Source organism: Streptomyces sp. NPDC025721 (assembly GCF_055558595.1).
In genome coordinates, this window is record NZ_JBVHMF010000001.1 from 459366 (window position 1) to 485139 (window position 25774).

Below are 25774 nucleotides of genomic sequence, written 5' to 3' on the forward strand. Positions count from 1 at the left end.
ATGCAGACCCCTCCGGACTTCCAGGCCCCGCCGCCCGGCTGCCCCGCGCACGACAGCGGCCAGAGTGTGCCGCTGTACGGCCCGGAGTTCGCCGCCGCTCCGGAGGCGTTCTACTCCTACATGCGGCAGTTCGGCCCGAGCGCTCCGGTGGAGCTGGCGCCGGGTGTGGAGGCCGAACTCGTCACGGACTACACCGAGGCGCTGCGGGTCCTCCAGAACCCGGGCACCTTCGCCCGCGACTCGCGCCGCTGGCGCGCGATGAACGAGGGTCAGATACCGGCGGACAGCCCGGTGATGGGGATGATGGCCTACCGGCCGAATCTGCTGTTCTCCGACGGCGCCGAGCACATGCGGCTGCGGCAGGCGGCGACCGACAGCCTGGCCATGGTCGACTCGCACCGGCTGAGCCGGCACGTCGACCAGGTCGCCTCGTATCTGATCAGCCAGTTCAGCGCCAAGGGGCGGGCCGACCTGGTCGCCGACTACGCGCAGCAGGTGCCGCTGCTGGTCTTCAACGACCTCTTCGGCTGCACCGAGGACATCGGCAACCGGCTGGTGTTCGGGATCTCCGGCATCTTCGATGGCATCGATGTCGAGAAGTCGCTGGAGGTGCTGACCGGGGCGCTGGTCGAACTGGTCGAGCTGAAGCGGACCACGCCGGGCGAGGACATCACCTCCTGGATGATGCAGCACCGCTCCGCGCTGACCACCGAGGAGATGATCCACCAGCTCTTCCCGATGATCGCCGCGGGTACCGAGCCGGTGCAGAACATGATCTCCAGCGCGCTGCGGCTGCTGCTGTCCGACGACAAGTACGCCGACAGCCAGCACATGGCGGGCCTGCTGGTCGAGGACGCGCTCAACGACGTGCTGTGGAACTACCCGCCGATGGCCAACTACGGCGTGCACTACCCGGTGCACGACGTGGACCTCGCCGGGATCACGCTGCGCGCGGGCGACCCCGTGGTGATCAGTTACGCGGCGGCCAACACCGACCCGAGCCTGGGCGGCGGCGGCCAGACGATGAGCAAGCGGGCGCACCTGGGCTGGGGCGCGGGTCCCCATGTCTGCCCGGCCAAGGACCCGGCCACGCTGATCTCGCTGCGGGCCATCGAGAAGCTGCTCAACACGCTGCCGGACATCGACCTGGCGGTGCCGGTGGAGAGCCTGACCTGGCGTCCGGGCCCCTTCCACCGCGCGCTCACCTCGCTGCCCGCCCGGTTCACCCCGGCGCGGCAGCCGGTCCGCTCGCAGGAGAGCCAGTCGGCTCAGGCTCCGGCCGACCACACGCAGGGCAAGCCGAAGGCGGCCAGCCGCTGGAGCTCGTTCCTCAACTGGCTCAAGGCGTAACACGCGGCGACGCACAAGTCGAAAACCGGCCGACCGCGGCTTCGCGGTCGGCCGGTTTCGATAAAGAACGGACCTGGCCGGAAATCATCGCCGACGGTGTGACGCTTGCCACAATTACGAGCAGTGTCCGATCGGATACGCATCTCGCGCCCGGGGTATGCAGGACAGGTCAATCCGGCCTGGCATTGAGGACCAAGGAGAAATGCCGCCATGGTCACACCGTATTCGGTCGCCCCCACCGACCGGCGAAGAGTTGTATCACTTTTTTCCCGACTCCGTAAGCCCGGCGGACAGGAAAGTCCGCTGCCTCTTTACGACGAGCTTCGCTCGATGGGGGATGTCGTCCCAGCGCCCTGGGGCGGCCACCTGATCACGTCGTTCGGCCTCAGTGACCAGGTGCTGAGGGACCGGGCCTGGCGTGTGACCGACAACGAATGGGCCGCCAGGCAAGGCCAGGGAACGCGCTGGAGCGCGCCTTCCTCACGGCAGATCGGTCAGACTCTGGTCCGGCTCAATCCACCGCATCACACATTGATGCGCCGCTCGGTCGGAAATATGTTCGACCGGAGGGCGCTCGGTGACATTCGGATATCGGTGGAAAAGACAACGGACCGCCTGGTCGGCCGGCTCGCGGAACGCCTGCGCGACGGAGTGGCCGATTTTGTCTCACTGGTGAGCGAGGAGCTGCCGGTGCGCGCGATAGGGGAGTGGATGGGTTTGCCCTCCGCTGACTTCCCCCTTTTGCGGGACTTGACCCACGCCCAGGTGTTCACCCAGGAGCTGCTGCCCACCCCGAGCCAGCTCGCGATCTCCGACGAAGCCACCGTGACACTGCACCAGTACTTCGCCGCGCTGGTGCGCGAAAGGCGCAGGTCACCGGGGGACGACCCGGTCTCGCAGTGGCTGCGCACCTGGGACGGGCTGGAGCCGGACCGCGACCGCGCCGACGAGGCCGTCTACTACCTCGCGCTGCTGGTGGTGCTCGCCGCCCTGGAGACCACCTCCAATCTGCTGTCCACCATGACGTGGCTGATCGCCGAGCACCCCCGCCAGATGGGCTGGCTGCGCGCCCACCCGCAGGACATCCCCGGCGCCGTCGAGGAGGTGCTGCGCTACGACCCGCCGATACACGTCGTGACGCGGGTCGCGGGCGACGACATGACGCTCGCGGGCATCGAGGTGCCCAAGGACGAGACCGTCCACCTGATGCTCGCCGCCGCCAACCACGACCCCGCGCAGTACGCCGACCCGCACATCTTCGACATCCGCCGCAAGGTCAGCCACCTCAGCTTCGGCGGCGGCATCCACTACTGCGTCGGCGCCCCGCTGGCCAGGATGGAGGCCACCGCGCTGCTGACCGCGCTGCTCAGGAAGCTGCCGGGACTGAGCGTCCACCGCGACCCCGAGTGGGCGCCGCGGGTCGCCTTCCGGCGGATGACGACACTGACGGTGTCCGACTCCGCGTCCGCCCGCGTCCCCGAACAGGCGGGCCCCAGAGACCTGTAGGCCGCACACGGCACGACCGTACGAGAGAACCGGTGGCGAACGACAGCATGATGAACTACTTCAAGGTCCTGCGCGTCAGCCAGGAAGGAGCGCTGCTGCGCGTACGGCTGAACACCCCGGAGACCGGGAACGCCGTCACCGGCCCGGTCCTGGACGAACTGCTGGCCGTACTGCGCTCGGTGCAGGACCACCCCGGCATACGGGTGCTCGAACTCTCCGGCGCCGGCGAGCACTTCTGCCTCGGCGGCGACCGCAGGGAATTCGCCGAGTCGCTGGCCGCCGACCCCACGGGGTCCGGCCTGCGGACCATGGGCAACAAGGCGCGGCAGGTGTGCGAGGCGCTCGCCACGCTCGGCGCCGTCACCGTCGCGCGGGTGCACGGCGACGTGATCGGCGCGGGCGTGGCGCTCGCGATGTTCTGCGACCTGCGGGTCGGCGCCGACACCAGCCGGTTCCGGCTGCCCGAGCTGGCGTTGGGCCTGCCGCCCGCCTGGGGCGGCATCCTGCCCCGGCTGCTCAACGAGGTGGGAGCCGCCCGCATCCGCGAACTCGTCCTCACCGGCGAGGCGTTCGACGCGGCCAGGGCCGTCGAGCTGTCCGTCCTGCACAAGGCCGTGCCGGAGGCCGGGCTGGACGCCGCCGTCGACCAGTGGGCGCGGCCGATGCTCCGCCGCTCCCCGGCCGCGCTGCGCGCCGCCAAGACGATGCTCAACGCGTACGGCGGCGCCCACCGCCTGGCGGACGCCACCCTCTTCGACGGCGAATGGCTGGCCTCGGTGCTGATGGCGGCCGAGTCCGCCAAGCGCCAGTGAACTCCCGCTCCCGCGCGGCTACTTCGGCGCGGCCTCCAGCGCCTGCCGCAGGTGGCCGCCCGACTCCGTCAGCAGCCGGGCCGCCGTGGCCGCGTCCACATGGGCGAGCAGCGTCAAGATCGCGTGCTTGACCTCGCCGTCGGTGGCGGTCAGCGCGTCCTCGATCGCCTCCTCGTCCGCGCCGGTGGCCAGCGCGACGATCCGCCGCGAGCGCGCCCGCAGCTTCTCGTTGGAGGCCCGCACGTCGACCATGAGGTTCCCGTAGGTCTTGCCGAGCCGGATCATCGTGATGGTCGAGAGCATGTTGAGCACGAGCTTCTGCGCGGTGCCGGACTTCAACCGGGTGGAACCGGCGATCAGTTCGGGCCCGACGACGACCTCGATGCCGTGGTCGGCCGCCGCCGCGAGCGGCGAGTCCGCGTTGCAGGACAGGCCCACGGTGAGCGCCCCCGTGGCGCGCGCGTACTCCACCGCGCCGACCGCGTAGGGAGTGCGCCCGGAGGCGGAGACGCCGACGACGCTGTCGGCCGGGGTCAGTCCGAGCGCGGCGAGGTCGGCGGCGGCCAGCTCCTTGCTGTCCTCCGCGCCCTCGATGGAGGTGATCATCGCGGACGGGCCGCCCGCGATCAGTCCGAGCACCTCGCGTCCCGGCGTGGTGTTGAAGGTCGGCGGGCACTCGCTCGCGTCGAGCACGCCGAGCCTGCCCGCCGTACCGGCGCCCGCGTAGATCAGCCGTCCGCCGCGTTCCATCCGGGCGGCGATCCCGTCGATGGCGGCGGCGATCACGGGCAACTGCCCGGCGACCGCGGCCGGAACGGTGGCGTCCTCACCGTTCATGGTCCGCGCGATCTCCAGGGTGGGCATCCGGTCGATCTCGGCGAGCTCGGGCCGGAACGCCTCGGTGGTGAGGGTCTCCAGCTCGCGGCGCAGCTCGGTGTAGTGCGACATATGCGGCTCGTTCATCCTTCTGCTGTGGGGGTCGTGGAGTGGTGCGGACCGGCCGTCAGGCGCGGCCCGAGCGGGGACTGTGCCGGTGCGCGAGCGCTTCGTACGAGGCGGACAGCGCCGGGGCCGCGGTCTCGTAGGTGCGCTGCGCGACGCCGATGAACAGACAGTCGACGACGAGGAGCTGACTCGTACGACTGGACATCGCGGCGGGCCGCAGCTCGCTCTCGCGGGAGGTGGACGTGGTCAGCACCAGATCGGCGTACTGCGTGACCGCGCCGTCCGCCCGGCCGGTGATGGCGATGGTCGTCGCCCCCCGGTCGAACGCGGCCCGCAGCGGCTCGATGACGTCGTGCGTACTGCCCGAGTGCGTGATGGCCAGGGCCACGTCGCCCGGCTTGAGCTGTACGGCGTTGGTGACCGCCAGGTGCGGGTCGGCGTGCGCGTGCGCGATCAGGCCGATCCGCAGCAGCTTCTGCGCCAGGTCCTGGCCGACCAGCGCGGACGCGGCTATCCCGTAGATGTCGGTCCGCCGCGCGGCGGCCAACGCGGCGACGGCGGCCTCCAGTTGGCCCATGTCGAGCTGGGCGGCGGTGTCGGCGAGGGTCTGCTGCTCCTCCATGGCCAGCTTGGTGACCACGTCGGCGAGCGGGTCGTCGACGGCGATGTCGGCGGTGACGGCGGGCGGCGCCCCGGTGGCCTGCTGGGCGGCGAGCGCGGCCAGCGCCAGCCGCAGATCGCGGTAGCCGGGGTAGCCCAGCAGCCGGGCGGTGCGGACGACGGTCGCCTCGCTGGTGCCGGTACGCACCGCGAGCGCCGTGACGGTCAGATGGGCACAGCCCGCCGGATCACCCGCGACGGCTTCCGCGACCCGGTGCATGGACCGGGTCATCGACGGCGCGAGGGTGCGGACCTTGGCGGCGAGGGCCCCCGGGTCGGGGGGCGTGACGGGGAGGACGGGCGCGCCGGACACGCCGCGGAGGGCGCGGACGCTCGGGGAGAAAGTTTCCTTCACGCTATAGGTCACCTTCTGAAAGGTATTTTCAGAGACGGCCGTACGTCAAGGCACCCGACGATCACGGCGTCCGCGTCCGCCGGGCTTGCGACAATGGAGGGATGGAAGGTGAAACCGTGCTGCATGGTGCCCGCGCTCTCGTGCTGTCCGACCTCAGCGCCCGCGGTGTCGCGGAGGCCGATATCGTCTCGCTGGTCGAGGACGCCGTCAGCAAGCGCCGCTGGTGGCTGGAGCAGTGGCCGGACGGCGCGGAGTACATCCCCGGGCTGCTCGCCCAGGACGTCCAGGACGCCCTGCTCGAACGCTACGGGCGCTGGCCGCTGTGCCCCGACTGCGACGACCCGCACGCCCTGGCCGTCGAACCCGAACTCGGCCCCGACCCGCACTGGGTCTGCGAGGCCCGCGGCGCCGTCGTCGCCCCTGTCGGCGCCCTGACCCCGGTGAACCCGGTATGACCCACGACACCGAGTCGGACCCCTCATGACCCTCTACATCGACCCGCCGACCTGGCCCGGCCACGGCCGCCACTGGTCCCACCTGGTCAGCGACGTCTCCTACGCCGAACTGCACGCCTTCGCCGCCCGCCTCGGCGCCCCGTCCCGCGCCTTCGAACGCGACCACTACGACATCCCCTCCGAGCGGTACGCCGACGCGGTCGCCCTCGGCGCGGTCGAGACCGGCAGCAAGGAGATCGTCCGCCTGCTGACCGCCGCGGGCCTGCGGCGGCGCAAATACGTCAGGCCGTGAGCAGGTCCGGCTCCGTCAGGCCGTGAGCAGCTCCAGCTCCGTCGTCAGATTGCGGCGCGCCGTGCGCTCCCACTGGTCCTTGCCGTAAGGGGTGCGGAACAGGGCGGGGAGGGCGAGGAGTTGGCGCAGGACGGCGGCGCGGCCGGCGCGGAAGGCGTCGTCGGGGACGAAGCCGTACTCGGAGCGGACGGCGGCGGCGTAGGCCGCGTAGGCGGCGGGGTCGCCGGCCAGGACGGCGAGGTCGGCGTCGCAGAGGACCGCGCCGTTGTGGTCGCCCTCGGCCGGGTCGTGGGTGACCGTCAGACGCACCAGGCGGGCGACCTCGGCGGTGCGGTCGGCGGCCACGCCCGCCTCGGGCAGGGCGCGTTCGGCGAGGTGGGCGCTGCGCTCCTCGTTCTCCGAGCGGTCGGGGCGGTAGACCGCGTCGTGGAACCAGGCGGCGAGGGCCACCGCGTCCGGATCGGCGGCGTACGCGGTCAGTTCGGTGGCGTGGTCCAGGACCGCCTGGAGATGGTCCAGCGTGTGGTAACGCCGCTGCGGTTCGGCCCAGCGGCCGAGCAGATCGGCGCCGTACGGCGCGGGGTCGGGGGCGGGCGCGTCGTCCGCTGTCGGCTCCTGGCAGCGGCGCAGCAGGTCGCACCACTCGGCGAGCAGGGCGTCGTAGCGGGGGTGAGGGGCGGCGGGCGTGAAGGACATGCCGGTAATTGTGCGCTACACGTCTCGCGCGGGAGTGACGCATGTGGCACCCTTGCTCATATGTCTAGACCAATCTTCGAGGTGATCGCCCTCGGCGCGGACGATGCCGTAGCGGCCCGGGACGGCGGCGCGGACCGCCTCGAACTGGTCACCGACATGGCCGCGGACGGGCTCACCCCCTCCCGCGCCACCTTCGGGGCGATCAGGGCGGCCGTCGACATCCCGCTGCGCGTCATGCTGCGGCTGTCCGACGGATTCAGCGCCGGTGACGCGCGCGACCTCGACGCCCTGTGCGCCGCCGCGCAGTCCCTGCGGTCCGAGGGCGCCGACGAGTTCGTCCTCGGCTTCCTCGACGACGGCGGGCGCGCCGACCTCGACGCCGTGCACGCGCTGGTCGACGTCATCGACGGCTGCCGCTGGACCTTCCACCGGGCCATCGACCGCGCCGCCGACCGCGACGCGCTCCGCCTCCAGCTCGCCGGGCTGCCGGGCCTCGACACGTACCTCACCGCGGGCGCCGCGGACGGCGTGCCCGCCGGGCTCCCGGTGCTCTGCGACGAGGCCGCGCGCACCGGCGAGCCGGGGTACGAACCCCAGCTCCTCGTCGGCGGCGGCCTGCTCCTGGAGCATGTGCCGCACCTGCGCGGCGCCGGGCTCGACGGCTTCCACGTCGGCGGCGCCGTGCGCCCCGCGGGCTGGGCCTCCCCGGTCGACGTCCGCGCGGTCGCCCGCTGGCGCGCCGCCCTGGACACCCCGGTCCCGGTCTCCTGAGGCCGGGCGGTACGGCCGTCGCGCCGCCCCGGACGGTCCCGCCGGGCCGGGGCGCGTACCGGCGGTTGTCGTACCCCCGCGCCACAATGGAGCCATGAGCGTCATGGACCTGGACGAGCTGCGGCTCCTTCGGCGTGCCCGCGACCGTATGGACCGCGAGTACGCCCAGCCGCTCGACGTCCCGGCCCTGGCCCGGACCGCGCTGATGTCGACCGGCCACTTCAGCCGCCAGTTCCGCGCGGCGTACGGCGAGACCCCGTACTCCTACCTCATGACCCGCCGCATCGAGCGCGCCACCGCCCTCCTGCGGCGCGGCGACGTCAGCGTCACCGACGCCTGCTTCGCCGTCGGCTGCACCAGCCTCGGCTCCTTCTCCGCCCGCTTCACCCAGATCGTCGGCGAGACCCCCAGCGCCTACCGCGCCCGCGACCACAGCGACTTGGAGGTCGTCCCCGGCTGCCAGGTCATGCTGGTGACCCGCCCCCGCAAGACGGGAGGCGCCGCCGCGCGTTCGCCGCTGTGAGCCCGCGCCCGTCGCCTCCGATATCGGCCGGACAGCCCCTAGCATCGGCCGTATGACCGTTTCCATCAGTGCCGTGCACGTCTTCGTCGACGACCCCGACGCCGCCCTCGTCTTCTACCGGGACACCCTCGGTCTCACCGTGCGCAATGAGGTCGAGCACGACGGCTTCCGGTGGATCACGCTGACGACCAAGAGCCAGCCGGAGATCCAGATCGTGCTGTCGCAGCCGCACGCGGGGCGGTCGAAGGAGGACGGGGACACGCTGGCGGCGCTGCTGGCCAAGGGGGAACTGCGGCCGCTGCACTTCCGCAGCGACGACCTCGACGCGACGTTCGAGGCCGTCGCGGGGGCGGCGGGGGCCGAGGTGCTCCAGGAGCCCGCCAGCCAGCCGTGGGGGGTGCGGGACGGCGCCGTACGGGATCCGGCGGGCAACTTCTTCCGCATCGAGCAGGCGTAGCGCGCAGCGGCGCGCCCGCCAGACGAGACCTTGCGGACGCGGCCTAGGCCGGGGCCAGGGCCTCGGGGAGCGGCGCGGTGTGCAGCACCGCGAGGCCGGAGACGGCGCGGGTGAGGCAGACGTACAGGCGTCGCAGGCCGGTGCGGACGTCGGGCTCGGCGGCCACGATGTCCGCGGGCTCGTCGAGCACGACGTAGTCGTACTCCAGGCCCTTGGCCAGGGACGCGGGCACCAGCGTGACGCGGGCCTCGGCGGAGGTCTCCTCACCGGGCGAGACGTACTGGATTCCGGCGGCCTCAAGTGCCGTGGCCAGTACGGGAATCCGCGGGTCGGCGGCGATCAGGCCGACGGACCCCTCGTGCCGGAGCGCCGTGTCGCAGGCCGCGAGCACGGCCGCGTCCAGCGCGCCGGCGGCGACGGCCCGTACCGACATCGTGCCGGCCGCCTCACGGACGGACGTGGCGGGCGCGAGGCCCGGCGCGATCTGCGGCAGCAGCCGCGTGGCGTACGCGATCACTTCGCGCGGCACACGGAAACCGGCCGTCAACTCCTCGACGCGGGCGTCCGGCTTGCCGAGATGGCCCAGCGCCTCGGCCCACGAGCCGGTGGCCCAGGGCGTGGTGCCCTGCGCGAGGTCGCCGAGCACGGTCGCGGACCCGGTCGAGCAGCGCCGCCCCACCGCGCGGTACTGCATCGGCGACAGGTCCTGCGCCTCGTCCAGCACCACATGCCCGAGCGACGACGTCCGCTGCACGAGGTCGTACGCCTCGTCGATCAACACCGCGTCGGCGGCTGACCACTTGGCCGACGCGAGCCCCCGCGCGGGCTTCGCCCACAGGATCGTCCGCTGCTCCTCGGCGTCCAGCACCCCGTCCGCCGCCTCGGCCAGGAACTCCGGGTCCGACAGCAGCCGCAGCACCGTCTTGGCCGGATCGACCGCGGGCCAGCACGCCTTGACGGCCGCCTTCACGGCGGGAGTTCGCGCCACCGCGTCCTGCACGCGGTCGTCCGGCGCCTCGCCCGAGCGCTCCATCTGTACGAGGACGACGTGCGCGATCCGCTGCGGCAGCGCGTCGTGCGCGGCGCCGTACCGGATGTCGCGGGCCGCCAACTCCTTGACGATCTCTTCCAGTTCGTACGCCGGGACCCGCCAGCGCCGCGAGCCGCGCACCACCATCACCGGCTCGGTGGGCATCCGGATGCCGGACCGCACCGCCCGTCGCAGCACCTCCGCCATCCGCGCGTCGCCCTTGACCGTGGCCGCCGCCGCCGAGTCGGTGCCGCGCACCTCGACATGGGCCACCAGGTCGTCCACGGTGGCCTGCTTGACCTGCAACTCGCCCAGCGCGGGCAGCACTTGCTCGATGTACTGGAGGAAGGACCGGTTCGGCCCGATCACCAGCGTGCCGGTCCGCGCCAGCCGCTCGCGGTGCGCGTAGAGCAGATACGCGACCCGGTGCAGGCCGACGGCGGTCTTCCCGGTGCCGGGCGCGCCCTGCACGCAGACGCTCCCGGTGATGTCGGCGCGGACGATCTCGTCCTGCTCGGGCTGGATGGTGGCGACGATGTCGCGCATGGGGCCGACGCGGGGCCGTTCGATCTCGCTCTGGAGCAGCTTGCTCGACGTCCCCGGATCCGCCGCGCCCTCCGGCGGGTCGGTGAGGTACTCGTCCTCGTACGCGGTCAGGTCCCCGCCGGTGTAGCCGAACCTGCGGCGCAGCCGTACGTCCATCGGCTTGCGGCGCGACGCCTGGTAGAAGGGCTGCGAGACCGGCGCGCGCCAGTCGATCACCATCGGGTCGCCGTCCGCGTCGTGCACATGGCGGCGGCCGATGTAGAACTGCTCGCCGGTCGCGCCCTCGGCCAGTTCCGTGCCGGGCGCGTGCAGGTAGTCCAGGCGGCCGAAGAAGAGCGGGGTGTCGGCGAGGTCGGAGAGCGCCTTGATGCGGTCGTCGATCTCGGCGGCGAGGATCTTGGCGTTGACCCAGTTTCCCGTCACGTCCGCGATGTCGAGCGACTCCACGTCGTGCCGCATGGCGCGCAGCGCGGTACGGGACGAGGCGAGGTGGGAGCGTTCCCTGCCGAGCGGGTCGGGGGAGTGGTCGGTGCGGTCCTGCGGGCTGGGGCTGCTGCCCTGGGTCGGGACGTGCGAGGGCACGGCTTTGCCTCCGGCTGATACGAGTGCGTACGCGAGGGGTCGTCGGCGAGGCGACGAGCCGACCGGTTTCCGTCCGGCCGGCGGCACTCCCGTGGGGAGGCGGCAAGACCGGCGATCATACGCGTCCGCGCGGGGAGCCGCGAATGAATTTCACCCCCCGTTCGACCTGCGGTCGGACGGGGCGGGGGCGCGGCCCGGGCCGGGCGGGGACGCGGCGCGGGCGGGGCCTGGCGAGGTGCGGTCGGGGTGGGGACATGGCGCGGGCGGGTCCTGGTAGGGGCGCGGGCGGGGCTTTGGCGGGGCTCGGGCGGCGCGGCGGCGTGGGGGATCGGGGCCCGGGGGAGCCGCAGGTCGTAGGGCCTCAGGGGTGACCCTGATACCCGGGTCAGGGTCCGGTGTCAGACCAGAGCCGGACACGGAGCGTGCGAGTTAAGCCCTGAGCCCGACGTAGGCCGTATGCCTGATTTCGTACGGTGGATTCATGACCACCACCACCGTTGCCCCAGGTCCCACCGTCCACGGCGGCACCGCTCTCGGTGCCCGCCCCGATCACCCCCGCCACCTGCTGGGAAGCACGCTGCGCGCGGTCCGTGTCTTCGCCGTCACGGCCGTCGAAGTGGTGCTGCTCGGCAACGAGGGCAAGCGTCACTGAGCGGCGGCCCCGCGCCGCGTTGACGATCACCGGCGGGCAGGTCCACTACTGTCGCCGCGGTGACCGCTCCCGCGCTCGGCCCGGCGCCCCCCGCCGACCGTCCCGCCGACCGTCCCGCCGACCCTCGCCGTCCCCGTAGCGCCCGCTGTCCCGGCACCACCGCGCTGGCGCTCGCCGCGCTCGCGCTCTCCCTCGCCCTCTTCGCTGCCTGGTGGCTCCGCCGCCCGGTCCCGATGGCCGACCTTCAGGTCTACCGCGCCGAAGGCGCCGCCGTCCTGGGCGGCCGGGACCTGTACGGATTCCGCGTCACACGCTGGCGGCTGCCCGCCACGTACCCGCCCTTCGCGGCCCTGCTCTTCACCCCGGTCGCCCGGCTCCCGCTGTCGGCCGCCCGCGCGGCCTGCGTCGCCGCCAATCTGGCCCTGCTGGCCGCCCTCGTCCGCCTCTCCCTGCGGCTGGCCGCGGACACCGGGACCGCCGCCGCCGACGCCGTACGGTCCCGGCGGTACGCGGCGCCCGTCCTGCTCGGCACCGCGGGCGCGCTCTGGCTCGAACCCGTCTTCCAGACGGTGGTCTTCGGGCAGATCAACCTCGCCGTCGCCGTCCTCGTCCTGTGGGACCTCACCCGCCCCGAGGGCGCGCGCGGCAAGGGGTTCGCGCTGGGCCTCGCGGCGGGCGTCAAGATCACGCCCGCGCTGCTGGCCGTGCACCTCGCGCTCACCGGCCGCCGCCGGGAGGCGGCCCGCGCCGCCGCCGGATTCGCCGCGAGCGCGGCGCTCGGGCTCGCCGTCCTGCCCGGCGCCTCGCTGGACTTCTGGACCGCCCGGCTCTACGAGACCGACCGGGTCGGCGAGGTCTGGATCGTCGACAACCAGTCCCTCCAGGGTCTGCTCGCCCGCGTCCTGCACACCCCGGCCCCCGGCCTGCTCTGGGCCGCGTCCGCCCTGGTCACCGCCGCCGCGGGACTCGCCGTCGCCGCCCGCGCCCACCGCGGCGGCCGGCCCGCGCTCGGCCTGCTCTGCGCCGCCGTCACCGCGCTGCTGGTCTCGCCGGTGAGCTGGTCCCACCACTGGGTCTGGTGCGTGCCCCTCCTGGCGTTCCTGGCCACGCGCCTGTCCGCGGAGGACCCAGGCCCAGGTCCAGGCCCGGACAGCGGCCCCGGCCCCGGCTCCCGTACGGCACGGTCGCGCGGCCCGCGCGCCGCCGACCTGCTCGGCCGCCGCGCCGCGCTCCTCGGGTGCGCCGCCGTCTTCTACGGCCGCAGCATGTGGCTCGTGCCGCACCAGGGCGACCGCGACCTGCGCTTCTCCTGGTGGGAACAGCCCCTCGCCGCCCCCTACCCCCTGCTCGGCCTCGCCCTGCTGGCCGGCACCGCCCTGAGTACCCGCCCACGCCGACCTGAGTACGACGCCGGATCCGGCCCGGCCGCCCGGTCCGTTGAATGGATGACATGACCAACAGCCGCCCGTACGTCCCGCAGGACCCGTACGGCCCGCCGCAGCCGCACGAGTGGCAGCACGGCGCGGGCGCCCGTCCGCAGGTCCGGCAGAGCCCCGCCTACGGCCCCGCCCCCGTCATGCCTCCCTTCGTGCCCCGCTTCAGGCCGCCGGACCACGACAGCCACGCCTACGTCGCCCCGCTGATCGCCACCGTCCTCGGCGGCCCGGTCATCGCCTTCTGCGGCCTGATCGCGATGTTCTCCCCGATGGCGACGAACTCCTGCACGCCGAACGGCTGCCAGGCGCTGACCACCATGCTCCTGGTCGCCCCCGCCGTCCTCCTGCTCGCCGTCGTCGCGCTCGTCGTGTCCTGGGCCCTCCCCTGGCGCCTGCGCCACCGCACGACCCGCGCCGTCGCCTCCCTCGCCGCCCCGCTCCTCGCCGTCACCACCCTCCTGATCTACTTCCACCTCCCCGCCGCCGGCTGAGCCCCGTCGTCATGACGCCGGGCCCGCACGGCAGCGGTCAGCGGCGGCAGTCGCTGCCGCGGACTCCCGCCTCCGCCTGGATCTACGGCGGCGGCCACTGGACTCCGCTTGCCGCCAAGCGGTTCCGGTGCCGCGCGAGTCTGAGCCGCGCGATGCCGAGCCCGATCAGGTACACGGCGAAGAAAGCCAGCCATACGCCCGCGCCGACGAGGACGTGACGCACGGTGTATCCGGGAAAGAAGAGGACGACCGCTATGACGACGAGCAGCACCAGGATGTTCTTCAGTACCCGTCGGCCGTAGCGCAGGCACGCGTCGACGACCATCCGCGAATGGATCAGGCGCACGTCACCCGCCGCCGACCTCGCGGGCCGCAGTCCGCGTCCCTCGACCATCCCCGGCAGCGGACCGCCCCCGGCCGGGTCGGGATACCGGGCCGCGGTCCGCGCGGCGAGATCCCCCGACTCCGGGCTCCGCCGGAAGGTCATCAGCGGCTGGTTCATCGAGCGGCTGCCGGGCGCCGGGCCCGCGTACCGGTAGCCGAACTGCTCGGCCACATAGGCGTAGGCGGCGAGTTTCCTCAAGCCCGGAGAGGTGAGCCGCACCTCGTACTGGTCGCGTCCGGTGGCGACGGCGTCCCTCAGCGCGGTGAGCGCAGTCCCGTGTGGCATGAAGCGCTGCTCACCGCCCTCTCCCCGGCCGTCGGACGCCGTGCCCGCGTATTCGGAGATCCCCTTCGTGGCCTTGGAGATCGGAAACGGCCCAGGAGATCGGAAACGGTCTAGGCCGTCTCGCCTTCCAGGAGGCCGTCGGCGTCGATGATGCGATAGGCGTAGCCCTGTTCGGCGAGGAAGCGCTGGCGGTGGGCGGCGAAGTCCTGGTCGATGGTGTCGCGGGCGACGACGGAGTAGAAGCGGGCCTCGTGGCCGTCGGCCTTGGGGCGCAGGACGCGGCCGAGGCGCTGGGCCTCCTCCTGGCGGGAGCCGAAGGTGCCGGAGACCTGGATGGCGACGGTGGCCTCGGGGAGGTCGATGGAGAAGTTGGCGACCTTGGAGACGACCAGGACGGAGATCTCGCCGTTGCGGAAGGCGCCGAAGAGCTTCTCGCGCTGGGCGTTGGTGGTCTCGCCCTTGATGACGGGGGCGTTGAGGTGCTCGCCCAACTCGTCGAGCTGGTCGATGTACTGGCCGATGACGAGGGTCTGCTGCCCCTTGTGCTGGGCGACCAGGGCCTCGGTGACGCGCCGCTTGGTGGCGGTCGTGGCGCAGTAGCGGTACTTCTCCTCGGGCTCGGCGGTCGCGTAGGCGAGCCGCTCGGAGTCGGTGAGGTTGACGCGGACCTCGACGCAGTCGGCGGGCGCGATGTAGCCCTGCGCCTCGATCTCCTTCCAGGGCGCGTCGAACCGCTTCGGGCCGATGAGGGAGAAGACGTCGGACTCGCGGCCGTCCTCGCGCACCAGCGTCGCGGTCAGGCCGAGCCGCCGCCGGGCCTGGAGGTCGGCGGTGAACTTGAAGACCGGCGCGGGCAGCAGGTGCACCTCGTCGTAGAGGATCAGGCCCCAGTCGCGGGAGTCGAACAGCTCCAGGTGCGCGTAGACGCCCTTCCGCTTGGTCGTCAGCACCTGGTACGTGGCGATGGTGACCGGCCGGATCTCCTTGCGGGTGCCGCTGTACTCGCCGATCTCCTCCTCGGTCAGCGACGTCCGCTTGATCAGCTCGCTCTTCCACTGCCGCGCCGAGACGGTGTTCGTCACCAGGATCAGCGTGGTCGCCTTGGCCTCGGCCATCGCGCCCGCGCCGACCAGCGTCTTGCCCGCGCCGCAGGGCAGCACGACGACACCGGAGCCGCCGTGCCAGAAGTTCTCCACGGCCTGCCGCTGGTACGGCCGCAGCGCCCAGCCGGTCTCGTCCAGCTCGATCGGGTGCGCCTCGCCGTCCACGTAACCGGCGAAGTCCTCGGCGGGCCAGCCGAGCTTGAGCAGCACCTGCTTGATCTGGCCGCGCTCGGAGGGGTGCACCAGCACCGTGTCCGGGTCGATCCGGGCGCCCACCAGCGGCTGGATCTTCTTCGAGCGCAGGATCTCCTCGAGGACCGGGCGGTCGGTGCTGGTCAGCACCAGGCCGTGGGTGGGGTGCTTGCTCAGCCGCAGCCGCCCGTAGCGGTCCATCGTCTCGGCCACGTCGACCAGCAGCGCGTGCGGCACCGGATAGCGCGAGTACTCGACCAGCGCGTCCACCACCTGCTCGGCGTCGTGGCCCGCCGCCCGCGCGTTCCACAGGCCGAGCGGGGTCAGCCGGTAGGTGTGGATGTGCTCGGGGGCGCGCTCCAGCTCCGCGAAGGGCGCGATGGCCCGGCGGCAGGCGTCCGCCTGCTCGTGATCGACCTCCAGGAGGAGCGTTTTGTCGCTCTGCACGATGAGACAGGACACGCATTACCTCCGCTGACGGGACCGAACAGAGAATTGTACTGCGAATGGCGGTCAAGACCGCGTGTCGCGGTTCACCCCGATGGCGGCCAACCCTGCGCGCAACCGTTCGCCATCCGAGCGAAGCTGCGCCGATCGCGTACGTGGCGACCGGCGCGTCGCACCCGACCTGCTGTTATCTGCCCGCTATGGACAACCCACTGTCTCCTCCCCCCGCGCTTCCCCCCGCAGACCCGCGTGAGCGGGGGAAGCTGCGGGCCGTAGCGGCCTCCACAGCCGTCGTCGGCGCCGCGGTCATGGCCGCGGCCGGGCTGCTGCTCCCCGGTTCGGCGGCCGGCGCGGCCCCGAGCCCGGCGGACGGGCCCTCGTACAGCGATACGGGATGGTCGTCCGCCCCCGACACCGGGTGGCCGTCGCCCAGCGAGAGCACGTCGTGCCCGCCGACGACCCCGCCGTACTCGTCACCGCCCACGACGCCTCCCACGACGCCTCCGACCTCGCCTCCCACGTCCCCGCCCACCACGCCGCCGACGACGGGCTGGACGCCGCCGCCGACCACGCCGCCGACCACGCCGCCCACCTCGCCTCCGACCTCGCCTCCCACGTCCCCGCCCACCACGCCGCCGACGACGGGCTGGACGACGCCTCCGACGACGCCGCCGACCTCCCCGCCGACCACGCCCCCCACCTCACCTCCGACGACACCCCCCACGACGCCCCCCACCACGCCGCCGACGACGGGCTGGACGACGCCCCCGACCTCCCCGCCCACGTCCCCTCCGACCTCGCCCCCCGGACACCTCCCGCACACCGGTGCGGAGACCGAGTGGCTGGCCGTCGCAGCGGCCGGAGCGCTGGGAGCGGGCGGGCTGCTCGTCGCGGCGACGCGACGCAGGGGCCGCCACGGCTGAAGTCCCCTGCCGCCCAAGGAGATCGGCCGTCCGAGTCGTCGTGTGCGGACGGCGTACGGCGGCCGGTCGCGGGTATGCGCCGCCATGACGGTGCCTATCCGAGGGGGGCAAGGGTTCATGGCGGTGAGGATGGCGCTGTTCCGCACGGCGCCGAAGGAACCGAAGGACGGGCCGAAGGCGAAGGCGCCGAAGGCCACGGCGGACCCGGCCCCCACGGCGAGGTCCGCGGCCAAGCCCGCACGCACCCCCGTACGCAAGGCCGCTCAGCCGCGTACCAGCGCCCAGGCCAGGACCCGTCAGAAGGCACCGGCGAAAGCACCCGCGAAGACGGCAGCGACGGCACGGACGACGGCTCGGGACACGGCGCCCGCCCGGACCTGGCCCTGGACGAAGGCCGCGCCCCCGGCCGCCGAGGCCGGTCCGAAGGCGACCCCGCAGCCCGAGCCGAGGCCCACGCTGAAGTCCAGGTTCGGGCCGAAGCCCAAGGCCGCGCCCGTCGTCGAGCCCGAGCCGGTCGAGGAGCCGTACGTCCCCCTGCTGCAACGCCGTTCGTGGGGCGCGACGCTCGCCCGCGTGGTGGTGCTCGCGGCGGCGATCGTCGGGATGGTGGCCTTCGCGGTGGCGCTGGCGAAGGTCACGCTGGTGCCGTCACCGGCGTCCGTCTCACTGATCCACTCCAATCTGCATCCGGGCCACTCGATCAGGGCCTACCTCAACGGGCCGAGCACGCGCGACGCGGTGAAGCAGATCGGCGGGAACATCCTGCTCGGCGTGCCCTTCGGAATCCTGCTGCCGATGCTGTTCCCGAAGGCGCGCGGCCTGCTCAGGGTGGGCGTGCTGACCGGTCTGGTGATGCTGACGGTGGAGACCACCCAGGGCGTCATCATCGTGGGCCGGTCCTTCGACATCGACGACGTCATCCTCAACACCGCGGGCGCCCTCATCGGCTACCTGCTGCTGGGCCTGCGCCTCGGCCGCGCCCTCTACCCGCGCCGCCACCACTGGTGGCAGCGCAGGCGCCCGGACAGCGGACCGCGCCAGGACGGGCGCCGGGACGTCCGGCGGGGCCTGCGGCAGGAAGGGATCGCGCGGCCGGAAGGGACCGTGCGGCAGGAAGGGACCGTGCGGCCGGAAGGGACCGTGCGGGCGCGCGTCAGGCCGGGTCGTCGGCCAGCTCCGAAACGCCCGTGACCCGGTGCAGCGCGAAGGTGCGCACCTCGTCCACGGTGTGGTCGTACGCCGTCACATAGCCGCCCTCGACCCGTACCGGCGCGATCACCCGCTGACTCGCCGCGCCGTCCGCGTTGACGTAACCGATCCACAGCGACTCGCCGCTCAGCACCGCCGCCTGCATGGTGGCGAGCGTGTCGGCCGCTGGCGTACGGGGCAGGCCGCCGTCCGCGCTCCCGGCGGCGGCCGAGGACACCGCGGAGTCCGGCGAGCGGCGCACGGCGGTCGAGGCGCGGTCGCCCGCGCGGACCGCCTTCACCGCGGCCCCCAGCAGCGCCCCCGCGGGCACCGGCGGCCCGTCCGTGACGGGCGTGGGCGGCGTACGCGGCGGGGTGCGGCGGGCATCGGCGCGGGTGATCAGCACATCGCCGTCCGCGGACTCGGCGGCGGGCGCCAGGCCCATCGCGCGCAATTTGTCGAGCAGCACGGCCGGTTCGGACTGGGCCGCGAGCACCGTCGGCGCCAGGCGGCGCAGCCCGAGGCCCGACGCGCGCCGGTCGGCGAGCAGTTCGGTCAGCAGCGCGTCGTCGTCGCAGCGCAGATACGCCGACGCGGCCCCCACCCGCAGCGTGCCGTGCCTGCGCGCCACGTCGTCGATCAGGTAACTCAGCGGCTGCGGCACCGGCGTGCGCGAGTGCGAGGTCAGGAAGTCCTGGAGCTCCGCCGCCGTGCGCCCGGCGTCCAGGGCGCGCCGTACCGACTCCGGTGTGAAGCGGTAGACCGTCGCGCCGCCCTTGGACTCGATGTCGGCCAGCACCCCGAGCGTCTCGGCGAGCGGCGCCATCAGCGGCCCCGGCGCGACCGCCGTCAGGTCGGCCTGGAGCAGTACGTGGTCCAGCGGCTCGGGCAGCAGCGGCGCGAGCAGCCCGGCCGCGGCACCGGCCGCCGCGGCGGACTCCGCCGCCGTGCGGGTCCCCGCGCCGCCCAGCAGCGGCCTGGCGTGCGCGGCGAGCGCCCCGCGCCCGGTCAGGCCCAGATTCTCGGCGTCCTGGAGCGTCCAGCGCAGCAGGTCGGCGCGGAGCGCGTCCGCGCCGGGCCGCAGCGGCCGTTCCCAGCGCAGCCGGGCCAGCAATTCGTCGGGGGCCGCCGCCGAGCCCGGCGGCAGATCGGCGAGGACGCGCAGCGCGCGGCGGCGCACCCGGGGCGCGAGCGACCGGTCGAGGTCGGGGCCGAGCGCCGACAGCGCGCGGCCCTTGGCGTCCTTGCTGCCGACCACGCCCGGCGTCCGCGTCGCCGTCAGCCAGGCGGCGGCCAGCGTCGCCCACCGCTCCTGCGCGGGCAGCAGCAGCCACTCGTCGGCCGCGGGCGTCGGCGCGTACGCCTCGTCCAGCTCGCCGTCCGTCGCGATCAGCCCGGCCGCGTAGGCCAGCTCCAGCCAGAAGGCGGCCTGCGCCTCGGTCAGGTCGAGCGCGGTCGCGGTCCGCTTGAGGTCGCGGACGCTGATGCCGCCCGCGCGCAGGACCGAAGGACCGCCGGTCTGCCACTCCTTCAGCAGCTCGCCGACCGTGCTGACGGCCGTGAACGCCTGCCCCGCCGCCGTCATGTCCACGGTCCGCTCGGTACGCGGCACCGGCGCGACGGCGGGCGGCAGCGGCTCCGGGGTACGGTGCGCCCGGCCGCCGCGCAGGCTCAGCGCGGCCTCGCGCGGCAGCAGCACATTGTGCTGGCCCGCGGGCAGCAGCAGGCCGCGGGCGAGCAGCCACTGCACGGGCGTCACCGCGTCCGCGGCCCGCACCGGCACGGTCGCGTCCCGTACCTCGCCGTACGGCGGCCCCCACACCAGCCGGTCGAGCACCTTGCGCGCGTCCCCGTCCGGCGCGGTGTCCAGCAGCGCCGCCGTGCGGTCGCGGTCCGCGAAGAGTCCGGCCAGCGCGGTGACCGCGCTCATCGGGTCGTGCGTCGGATCGAGCCCGGCGTCCGCCAGGATCTCCTGGAGCCGGGAGGGCGACATGCCCGAGGTCGCCTCGCTCACCGAGGGCCCGAGGCCGGTCGCGGACGGCACGGTGGCGGCGGGCGCCAGCACGTCCCGCGCGGTGCGCACCAGCCGCAGCCGGTCGTCGGGGCCCCACAGCAGCGCCCGCGCCCGCAGGACGTCCACGGCGCGCGGCAGCGCGGCGGTCACCGCGGCCACCAGCTCCGCGTCCAGCGGCTCCGCGTGGCCGGTGCCCTCGGGGCCGCCCGTCATCAGCGTGAGCAGCGTCCCGTACGAGCACGGGTCCCGCGTCACCGACAGGGCCTCGGCGACCTGCTGCGTGAAGCGGTCCAGGTGCTCCAGCGCGCGGACCACCGATGTACGGGTGGAGGCGCGGGTCGCGAGCTGCGTCAGGTCGTTCGGTACGGGGCTCAGCAGGTCCGGCCGGGCGCGCAGCAGCCGCCCCAGCGCCTCGTCGTCACGTGCGCGCAGGTCCTCCGCGAGCGTGCGCGGGACAGATCCTTGCCCTCCGGTCGTCATCCGTTCCACATTAGCCCCCCTTGTCGCGGCGGCCATGGATGGCGGCCGCGGATGAGGACAGCGGTGACGGCGGGCGGGTACGGTCGGTGCAGGGTCGGACACGGGCGCGGACAAAGGGGCTTGGCGGTGGGTGTCGAGAGCGACCAGATGGTGTTCGACTACCTCAGCCGGATCGGCGACCTCGCGCAGACCGCGCTGCCCGCCTCCCAGCGCATGCGGCTGGTCGCGCAGCTCCGCACCGACATCGACCGGGAGCGCAAGGACAGCGACAACCCGGCGACCGTCCGCCGCATCCTGGGCCGGATCGGCAGCCCGGACGCCGTCGTGGAGGCCGCGGCAGGCGGCTCCGGCGACGCCTCGTCCGGCGCCGCCGCCCCCGAGGTCCCGGCCCCGCCCTCGTCCCCGTCCGCGCCCGCCGGGGGCCCCTACGGCCCGTACGGCGTGCCGTCGATGCGGAAGACGGCGGGCAGGGACGGTACGGAGAAGGCCGACGGCGGCAAGGGCGGCGGCGGCAGGGGCGGCGGCGGGGGCGCGGGAAAGAAGGACGACTGGTGGGACCGGGACGAGCGCCGCGACGGTCACCTCAGGGCCGGTGACGAACTCACGGGCCTGCCCGGTATGACCGGCGGCGTCTTCATCCCCTTCGACGACGAGGATCTGGACGACGACGGTGACACCCGGGCCAGGGTCAGGCCCGGGGCGCCGCGTGCGCCGGTCGAGGAAGAGGCCGAGGAGGAGGCCGCGTACGAGGAGGAGGTCGCCGCCCGGTCGCGCCGCCGCTGGCTGCCGCGCCGCCGCGCCGCCCGTACCGTCACCTGGGGCAGCCCGCTGCTCCTGCTCGCCGCCGCCCTTCTCGTCGCGGGCGCCGTCATCGGCTCCTGGATTCCCCTCGGCCTCGGCTGGCTCGCCGGCTACCTCTCCCGCCAACTCACCCGCCGCCAGGCCAAATTCGGCATCCTCGGGATTCCCGGGGCCGCCGCCCTCGGGCTCGTCGTCTGGGTCTGGGGGCGCGACACCGGCAAATGGGGCGATCCCATCGCCCAGGGGCAGATGGGCCACGCCTTCCAGGACGCCTATCCCTTCGCGGTCCGCGTCGCCGCCGTTGGCTCCGCCCTCTACCTGATCCTCCGCGCCCGCCGCCGCGCCTAGGGCTCCGCCCCGGTACGCCCCCCTCACGAAGGCGGGTTCTCCCCGGGGCGCGGCCCCGATCGGCCCCTTTGCGCCGGGCGGCGGGCCGATCTTTTAGGGGCGCGGGGAACTGCGCGCTCAGCCACGATGCTCCCGCAGGTCACCACCGGCCCCAGAGGGGCAATTCGGTGGTGTCCCGACCACCGGCCGGTGGGGGCGGGCCGCGCAGTTCCCCGCGCCCCCTACGGGGACGAAAATCGGGTTGACCCGGCAGGGGAGAATGGAGGGCGTGACCAGCGACCTCAGCCCCGTACCGCCCCGGCCCACCCTCACGGTGGGCTTCGACCTCGACATGACCCTCATCGACTCCCGCCCGGGGATCAAGGCCGTGTACGACCGGCTCTCGGCGGAAACCGGCGTGTGGATCGACTCGGAGCTGGCGGTCACGCGGCTGGGCCCGCCGCTGGACGACGAGCTGGCGAACTGGTTCCCCGCGGAGCGCGTGGCCGAGATCGGCGATCTGTACCGGGCGCTGTATCCGGACCACGCCATCGCGCCGACGCCCGCGATGCGCGGTGCGGCGGAGGCGGTCGCGGCGGTGCGGGCGGGGGGCGGGCGGCCGGTGGTGGTGACGGCGAAGTACGGGCCCAACGCGGAACTGCACCTGGCGCACGTCGGGATCGAGGCCGAGGTGCGCGGCTGGCTGTGGGCGGAGCAGAAGGCGCAGGCGCTGATCGAATACGGCGCGAGCGTGTACGTCGGCGACCACGTCGGGGACGTGCGCGGCGCGCGGAAGGCGGGCGCGCTGTCGGTGGCGGTGGCCACGGGCCCGTGCGACGCGGCGGAACTGCGGGCGGCCGGAGCCGATGTCGTCCTGGACGATCTCACCGAATTTCCGGCCTGGTTCGCGGCCCACACGTCCGCGGCTGCCTGAGCGCGCCGGGGACGGCGCAAGCCGCCGCCGGCTTCGGCGGGAGAGCCCGGCGGCCGGTTCAGGAACCGGCCGCGCCCCGCTCCCGTGAGGTCTGCCGCTGCGCGAGGGCGGACCGCAGCAGCCCGCACAGCGCCACCGCCATACCCACGCCCATCAGCATGGACACGAAATACGCGGGCGTCGGCAGCGTATGCGTGCCCAGCAACAGCGGCGCGACGGTGACGAGAGTGCCGACCGCGCCCACGAGGAAGACGATCGCGCCGACACGGACCAGGAGGTCACCGGCGCCCATGGTTTGTTTGCTCACCGGACAAGGGTAGATCCGTTCAGGGGGCGGTCGAACGGCCGGGGAACGGGACCTTGGCGTCTTGTCACACAGCACCAGGCCATTAGCCTTGGTGCCAGCGGGTCTCCGATGGACCCGCTGAAGTCTTATTCAGAGTCGTTTCGAGCAATGAGGACGAGGTCGGACGTGCCTACCGGCAAAGTCAAGTGGTTCAACAGCGAGAAGGGCTTCGGCTTTCTCTCCCGCGATGACGGCGGCGACGTCTTCGTGCACTCGTCGGTGCTGCCTGACGGAGTCGCTGCGCTCAAGCCCGGCCAGCGCGTGGAATTCGGCGTCGTCGCAGGACAGCGCGGTGATCAGGCGCTTTCGGTGACACTTCTGGATCCCGCTCCCTCGGTGGCGGCGGCACAGCGCCGTAAACCCGATGAGCTGCTGCCGATCGTCCAGGACCTCACCACGCTGCTCGAAGACGTCGCGCGTTCCCTCCAGCGCGGCCGGTATCCCGACAAGGCGCACGGACACAAGATCGCTTCCGTACTGCGCGTTGTCGCCGATCAGCTCGACGTATGAGTCCGCTATGACGTAGGGAAGTCGACCGTTTTTAGCGCCGCTTTGCCGGAAGCCCGCCTTCCGGTAAAGCGGCGAAGTGCCGAAGTACGCAAGTGCCGAAGTGCGCAAGTGCGCAACGGGCACGGTGAATTCCGGCCACCCGACGAAAATCTCGGTCAGAATGCGAGCGCGTCGGGGGCGAGCGGCGGCACCAGTCCCTCGGCGGCGGCCCGCGTCAACAGTCCGCGTACGGCGGCGTATCCGTCCTCGCCGAGATCGGCGGTGAACTCGTTGACGTACAGCCCGATGTGCTGGTCCGCGACCGCGGGGTCCATCTCCTGCGAGTTCTCCAGCACGTAGTCGCGTGACGGCTCCGGGTCGTCCCACGCCATCCGCACCGACGTACGGGCCGACTCGGCGAGCGCGTGCAGCCGCTCCTTGCCGAGCGAGCGCTTGGCGATGATCGCGCCCAGCGGGATCGGCAGCCCGGTCGTCGCCTCCCAGTGCTCGCCCATGTCCGCGAGCTTGTGCAGGCCGTAGTTCCGGTACGTGAAGCGCGCCTCGTGGATCACCAGACCGGCGTCCACCCGGCCGTCCCGTACCGCGGGCATGATCTCGTGGAACGGCAGCACCACGATCGCCCCGACCCCGCCCGGCACCTCGGTCGCCGCCCAGAGCCGGAACAGCAGATACGCCGTCGACCGCTCGCTGGGCACCGCGACCGTCTTGCCCGCCAGGTCCGCGCCAGGCTCCCGGGTCAGCACCAGCGGCCCGCAGCCGCGCCCCAGCGCCCCGCCGCACGGCAGCAGCGCGTACTCGTCCAGCACCCACGGCAGCACCGCGTACGACACCTTCAGCACGTCGAACTCGCCGCGCTCGGCCATCCCGTTGGTGATGTCGATGTCCGCGAAGGTCACGTCGAGCGGCGGCGCCTGCGGCACCAGGCCGTGCGCCCACGCGTGGAAGACGAAGGTGTCGTTGGGACAGGGGGAGTACGCGATCCGCAGCGCGGCGTCGTGCGGCGCCCCGGCCGGGCCCGTGTTCGCGGTGTCAGTCGTCATGTGTGGCTTCAACCTCCAAGGCGGCCGGGAGCTTCCCGAACGCCACCGTCAGGGCCGCCAGCGCGTCGCCGATCCGCCACGCCTCGCGGTCACGGGGGCCGACGGCGTTCGACACCGCGCGGATCTCCAGCATCGGCACGTCGTGCGCCGCGGCGGCCTCCGCCACCCCGAAGCCCTCCATCGCCTCCGCGACGGCGCCCGGGTGACGGCCGCTCAGCTCCGCGGCCCGCTCCCCGCTGCCGGTGACCGTGCTCACGGTCAGCAGCGGGCCGTACGCTGCGCCCAGCGCCCGCGCCACGCCCCGGCTCAGCCGCGCGGGCGGCCGGTGCTCAGAGGTGCCGAAACCCAGCTCCACGACCGGTACGAAGCCCTCGTCGGTCTGCGCGCCCAGGTCCGCCGCCACGACCGTCTCCGCGACCGTCACATGGCCCACGGGCGCGACCGGCGCGAAACCGCCCGCGATCCCGGCGCAGACCACCAGGCCGTACGGAGCGCCCGCCGCCTCGGCCAGCGCCAGCGCGGTGGCGGTGCCCGCCGCCGCTGCCGCCGGACCCACACCAGCGGCGATCACGTCCGCCGTCACGGCGGTGGGCGGTGGCGCCGCGCTCAGCCCGGCCTCGACGGCCGCGCGTTCGGCGTCCACCGCGGTCACGACGAGGAGCCTGCCATAAGGCGCGGGCGCGGGACCGGGTTCCGGGCCCGGCGCGGGACCGGCGGCGCGGTCGGGTGTCACTTGCCGCGGACGAGCTTGATCTTCCAGATGCCGTACGTCTTGCGGCCCGTCAGGTCGCCGGACTCCACGATGTTCAAGGTGACTTCCTTGACCTGCGTGGACTGGCCGGTCTGCTGGTCCTGCACGGTGAACAGGGTGCCGCTGTCGAGCGTCCAGTACGTCTGGTTCTTGAGCAGTTCCTGCGTGACGAGCTGGGTGCCGTTGGCGAGCAGCCAGCCCTTCTTCGCCAGCTTCGGGTCGACGCCGATGCGTACCTGGTCGCCCAGGCCGACCGTGAGGTGGTGCTTGGGGGCGGCCGTCAGACACGCCTCGAAGATCGCCTGGGGGAGCAGCTTGCCGTGGGCGTAGCACTTGTCCACGGCTTCCGCGGTCACGGACCGGGTGCCCACGGTCACGGTTGCCAGGGGGGTCGGCTTGTCGCAGGCGGTCAGGGCGACGAGCCCGAGGGAGACGGCACCGATGGTGGTGGCAGCGCGGCGAATGCTCATGGCAGGAGGCTACCGGGCT

Annotated in this window: 27 protein-coding genes and 1 pseudogene; 16 read left to right on the forward strand and 12 right to left on the reverse strand. The window is 73.3% G+C overall.

Features of this window, described 5'->3' with window-relative positions; translation table 11 throughout:
- The 3 genes from ACZ4EF_RS02030 (at position 1) to ACZ4EF_RS02040 (ending at position 3668) form a co-directional block, all read left to right on the forward strand.
- Positions 1 to 1350 carry a cytochrome P450 gene (locus tag ACZ4EF_RS02030; RefSeq protein WP_355337354.1) on the forward strand — a complete coding sequence of 450 codons (1350 nt, stop codon included), beginning with the start codon at positions 1 to 3 and terminating at the stop codon, positions 1348 to 1350.
- Between the two features lie 594 nt (positions 1351 to 1944).
- Positions 1945 to 2856, forward strand: coding sequence for a cytochrome P450 (locus ACZ4EF_RS02035; RefSeq protein ID WP_355337357.1), 912 nt, complete (start codon positions 1945 to 1947; stop codon positions 2854 to 2856).
- Positions 2857 to 2903: 47 nt separating this feature from the next.
- Positions 2904 to 3668, forward strand: a complete 765-nt coding sequence (locus ACZ4EF_RS02040) for an enoyl-CoA hydratase/isomerase family protein (RefSeq protein ID WP_355338034.1) — start codon at positions 2904 to 2906, stop codon at positions 3666 to 3668.
- A gap of 18 nt (positions 3669 to 3686) precedes the next feature.
- Here the strand turns inward: ACZ4EF_RS02040 and murQ are convergent, their stop codons facing one another.
- On the reverse strand, positions 3687 to 4631 hold the full coding sequence (gene murQ / locus ACZ4EF_RS02045) for an N-acetylmuramic acid 6-phosphate etherase (RefSeq protein WP_355337360.1): 945 nt from the start codon (positions 4629 to 4631) through the stop codon (positions 3687 to 3689).
- A 40-nt stretch (positions 4632 to 4671) separates the two neighbouring features.
- Positions 4672 to 5640 (reverse strand): MurR/RpiR family transcriptional regulator, encoded by a 969-nt coding sequence (locus ACZ4EF_RS02050; protein ID WP_391043062.1) that lies wholly within the window; start codon positions 5638 to 5640, stop codon positions 4672 to 4674.
- 89 nt (positions 5641 to 5729) lie between these two features.
- Here ACZ4EF_RS02050 and ACZ4EF_RS02055 point away from each other — a divergent pair, with 89 nt between their 5' ends.
- A complete protein-coding gene (locus tag ACZ4EF_RS02055) occupies positions 5730 to 6083 on the forward strand; it encodes a hypothetical protein (RefSeq protein ID WP_391043064.1) in 354 nt (117 codons plus the stop codon).
- Positions 6084 to 6108: 25 nt separating this feature from the next.
- Positions 6109 to 6375 (forward strand): DUF4031 domain-containing protein, encoded by a 267-nt coding sequence (locus ACZ4EF_RS02060; RefSeq protein WP_355337366.1) that lies wholly within the window; start codon positions 6109 to 6111, stop codon positions 6373 to 6375.
- A 15-nt stretch (positions 6376 to 6390) separates the two neighbouring features.
- On the opposite strand, the gene ACZ4EF_RS02065 is transcribed toward ACZ4EF_RS02060, so the two are convergent.
- On the reverse strand, positions 6391 to 7071 hold the full coding sequence (locus ACZ4EF_RS02065) for an HD domain-containing protein (protein WP_401309983.1): 681 nt from the start codon (positions 7069 to 7071) through the stop codon (positions 6391 to 6393).
- Between the two features lie 60 nt (positions 7072 to 7131).
- Here ACZ4EF_RS02065 and ACZ4EF_RS02070 point away from each other — a divergent pair, with 60 nt between their 5' ends.
- The 3 genes from ACZ4EF_RS02070 to ACZ4EF_RS02080 all read left to right on the forward strand — a co-directional run bounded on the left by ACZ4EF_RS02070 (position 7132) and on the right by ACZ4EF_RS02080 (position 8822).
- Positions 7132 to 7842 (forward strand): copper homeostasis protein CutC, encoded by a 711-nt coding sequence (locus ACZ4EF_RS02070; RefSeq protein ID WP_391043066.1) that lies wholly within the window; start codon positions 7132 to 7134, stop codon positions 7840 to 7842.
- Between the two features lie 103 nt (positions 7843 to 7945).
- Positions 7946 to 8365, forward strand: coding sequence for a helix-turn-helix transcriptional regulator (locus tag ACZ4EF_RS02075; protein WP_391043567.1), 420 nt, complete (start codon positions 7946 to 7948; stop codon positions 8363 to 8365).
- Positions 8366 to 8417: 52 nt separating this feature from the next.
- Positions 8418 to 8822 carry a VOC family protein gene (locus ACZ4EF_RS02080; protein WP_188285367.1) on the forward strand — a complete coding sequence of 135 codons (405 nt, stop codon included), beginning with the start codon at positions 8418 to 8420 and terminating at the stop codon, positions 8820 to 8822.
- Between the two features lie 43 nt (positions 8823 to 8865).
- Here the strand turns inward: ACZ4EF_RS02080 and ACZ4EF_RS02085 are convergent, their stop codons facing one another.
- On the reverse strand, positions 8866 to 10980 hold the full coding sequence (locus tag ACZ4EF_RS02085; RefSeq protein WP_401309987.1) for a HelD family protein: 2115 nt from the start codon (positions 10978 to 10980) through the stop codon (positions 8866 to 8868).
- Between the two features lie 481 nt (positions 10981 to 11461).
- Between ACZ4EF_RS02085 and ACZ4EF_RS02090 the strand changes: the two genes are divergently transcribed.
- The 3 genes from ACZ4EF_RS02090 to ACZ4EF_RS02100 are packed head-to-tail and all read left to right on the forward strand — an operon-like array spanning position 11462 to position 13559.
- Complete coding sequence (locus ACZ4EF_RS02090) at positions 11462 to 11632, forward strand: hypothetical protein (protein ID WP_391162493.1); 171 nt, start codon at positions 11462 to 11464, stop codon at positions 11630 to 11632.
- 59 nt (positions 11633 to 11691) lie between these two features.
- Complete coding sequence (locus tag ACZ4EF_RS02095) at positions 11692 to 13086, forward strand: glycosyltransferase 87 family protein (protein WP_467502280.1); 1395 nt, start codon at positions 11692 to 11694, stop codon at positions 13084 to 13086.
- On the forward strand, positions 13083 to 13559 hold the full coding sequence (locus ACZ4EF_RS02100) for a hypothetical protein (protein WP_467502282.1): 477 nt from the start codon (positions 13083 to 13085) through the stop codon (positions 13557 to 13559). Before ACZ4EF_RS02095 ends, ACZ4EF_RS02100 begins: the two co-directional genes overlap by 4 nt.
- An 82-nt stretch (positions 13560 to 13641) precedes the next feature.
- Here the strand turns inward: ACZ4EF_RS02100 and ACZ4EF_RS02105 are convergent, their stop codons facing one another.
- From ACZ4EF_RS02105 to ACZ4EF_RS02115, 3 genes are all read right to left on the reverse strand, one after another.
- The gene (locus ACZ4EF_RS02105; RefSeq protein ID WP_467502284.1) at positions 13642 to 14229 is read right to left on the reverse strand and encodes a hypothetical protein; all 588 of its coding nucleotides are present in this window, start codon (positions 14227 to 14229) and stop codon (positions 13642 to 13644) included.
- Positions 14230 to 14339: 110 nt separating this feature from the next.
- Entirely contained in the window at positions 14340 to 15986 is a 1647-nt protein-coding gene (locus ACZ4EF_RS02110) for a DNA repair helicase XPB (protein ID WP_355337392.1), read from the reverse strand.
- 172 nt (positions 15987 to 16158) lie between these two features.
- Positions 16159 to 16755, reverse strand: coding sequence for a hypothetical protein (locus ACZ4EF_RS02115; protein WP_467502654.1), 597 nt, complete (start codon positions 16753 to 16755; stop codon positions 16159 to 16161).
- Between the two features lie 19 nt (positions 16756 to 16774).
- Between ACZ4EF_RS02115 and ACZ4EF_RS02120 the strand changes: the two are divergent.
- A pseudogene (locus ACZ4EF_RS02120) lies at positions 16775 to 16894 on the forward strand (LPXTG cell wall anchor domain-containing protein); the annotation flags it as partial.
- A 117-nt stretch (positions 16895 to 17011) separates the two neighbouring features.
- Positions 17012 to 18085, forward strand: coding sequence for a VanZ family protein (locus ACZ4EF_RS02125; RefSeq protein ID WP_467502286.1), 1074 nt, complete (start codon positions 17012 to 17014; stop codon positions 18083 to 18085).
- On the opposite strand, the gene ACZ4EF_RS02130 is transcribed toward ACZ4EF_RS02125, so the two are convergent.
- Positions 18048 to 20576 carry a helicase-associated domain-containing protein gene (locus ACZ4EF_RS02130; RefSeq protein WP_467502287.1) on the reverse strand — a complete coding sequence of 843 codons (2529 nt, stop codon included), beginning with the start codon at positions 20574 to 20576 and terminating at the stop codon, positions 18048 to 18050. The two genes, ACZ4EF_RS02125 and ACZ4EF_RS02130, sit on opposite strands and share 38 nt — an antisense overlap.
- Before the next feature lie 126 nt (positions 20577 to 20702).
- Between ACZ4EF_RS02130 and ACZ4EF_RS02135 the strand changes: the two genes are divergently transcribed.
- Positions 20703 to 21725: a hypothetical protein gene (locus ACZ4EF_RS02135; protein ID WP_467502289.1), complete on the forward strand. Its 1023-nt coding sequence runs from the start codon at positions 20703 to 20705 to the stop codon at positions 21723 to 21725.
- 259 nt (positions 21726 to 21984) lie between these two features.
- On the forward strand, positions 21985 to 22638 hold the full coding sequence (locus ACZ4EF_RS02140; RefSeq protein WP_391043085.1) for an HAD family hydrolase: 654 nt from the start codon (positions 21985 to 21987) through the stop codon (positions 22636 to 22638).
- 58 nt (positions 22639 to 22696) lie between these two features.
- On the opposite strand, the gene ACZ4EF_RS02145 is transcribed toward ACZ4EF_RS02140, so the two are convergent.
- Positions 22697 to 22945, reverse strand: a complete 249-nt coding sequence (locus tag ACZ4EF_RS02145; RefSeq protein WP_355337403.1) for a hypothetical protein — start codon at positions 22943 to 22945, stop codon at positions 22697 to 22699.
- A gap of 165 nt (positions 22946 to 23110) precedes the next feature.
- On the opposite strand from ACZ4EF_RS02145, the gene ACZ4EF_RS02150 reads away from it, so the two are divergent.
- Positions 23111 to 23494 (forward strand): cold-shock protein, encoded by a 384-nt coding sequence (locus ACZ4EF_RS02150; RefSeq protein ID WP_033173507.1) that lies wholly within the window; start codon positions 23111 to 23113, stop codon positions 23492 to 23494.
- Positions 23495 to 23649: 155 nt separating this feature from the next.
- On the opposite strand, the gene ACZ4EF_RS02155 is transcribed toward ACZ4EF_RS02150, so the two are convergent.
- From ACZ4EF_RS02155 to ACZ4EF_RS02165, 3 genes are all read right to left on the reverse strand, one after another.
- On the reverse strand, positions 23650 to 24534 hold the full coding sequence (locus tag ACZ4EF_RS02155; protein ID WP_355337408.1) for a 1,4-dihydroxy-6-naphthoate synthase: 885 nt from the start codon (positions 24532 to 24534) through the stop codon (positions 23650 to 23652).
- Positions 24524 to 25186: a futalosine hydrolase gene (locus tag ACZ4EF_RS02160; protein WP_355337411.1), complete on the reverse strand. Its 663-nt coding sequence runs from the start codon at positions 25184 to 25186 to the stop codon at positions 24524 to 24526. The genes ACZ4EF_RS02155 and ACZ4EF_RS02160 overlap by 11 nt, the downstream gene beginning before the upstream one ends.
- Before the next feature lie 77 nt (positions 25187 to 25263).
- The gene (locus ACZ4EF_RS02165) at positions 25264 to 25755 is read right to left on the reverse strand and encodes a hypothetical protein (protein ID WP_355337414.1); all 492 of its coding nucleotides are present in this window, start codon (positions 25753 to 25755) and stop codon (positions 25264 to 25266) included.
- Positions 25756 to 25774 lie beyond the last annotated feature (19 nt).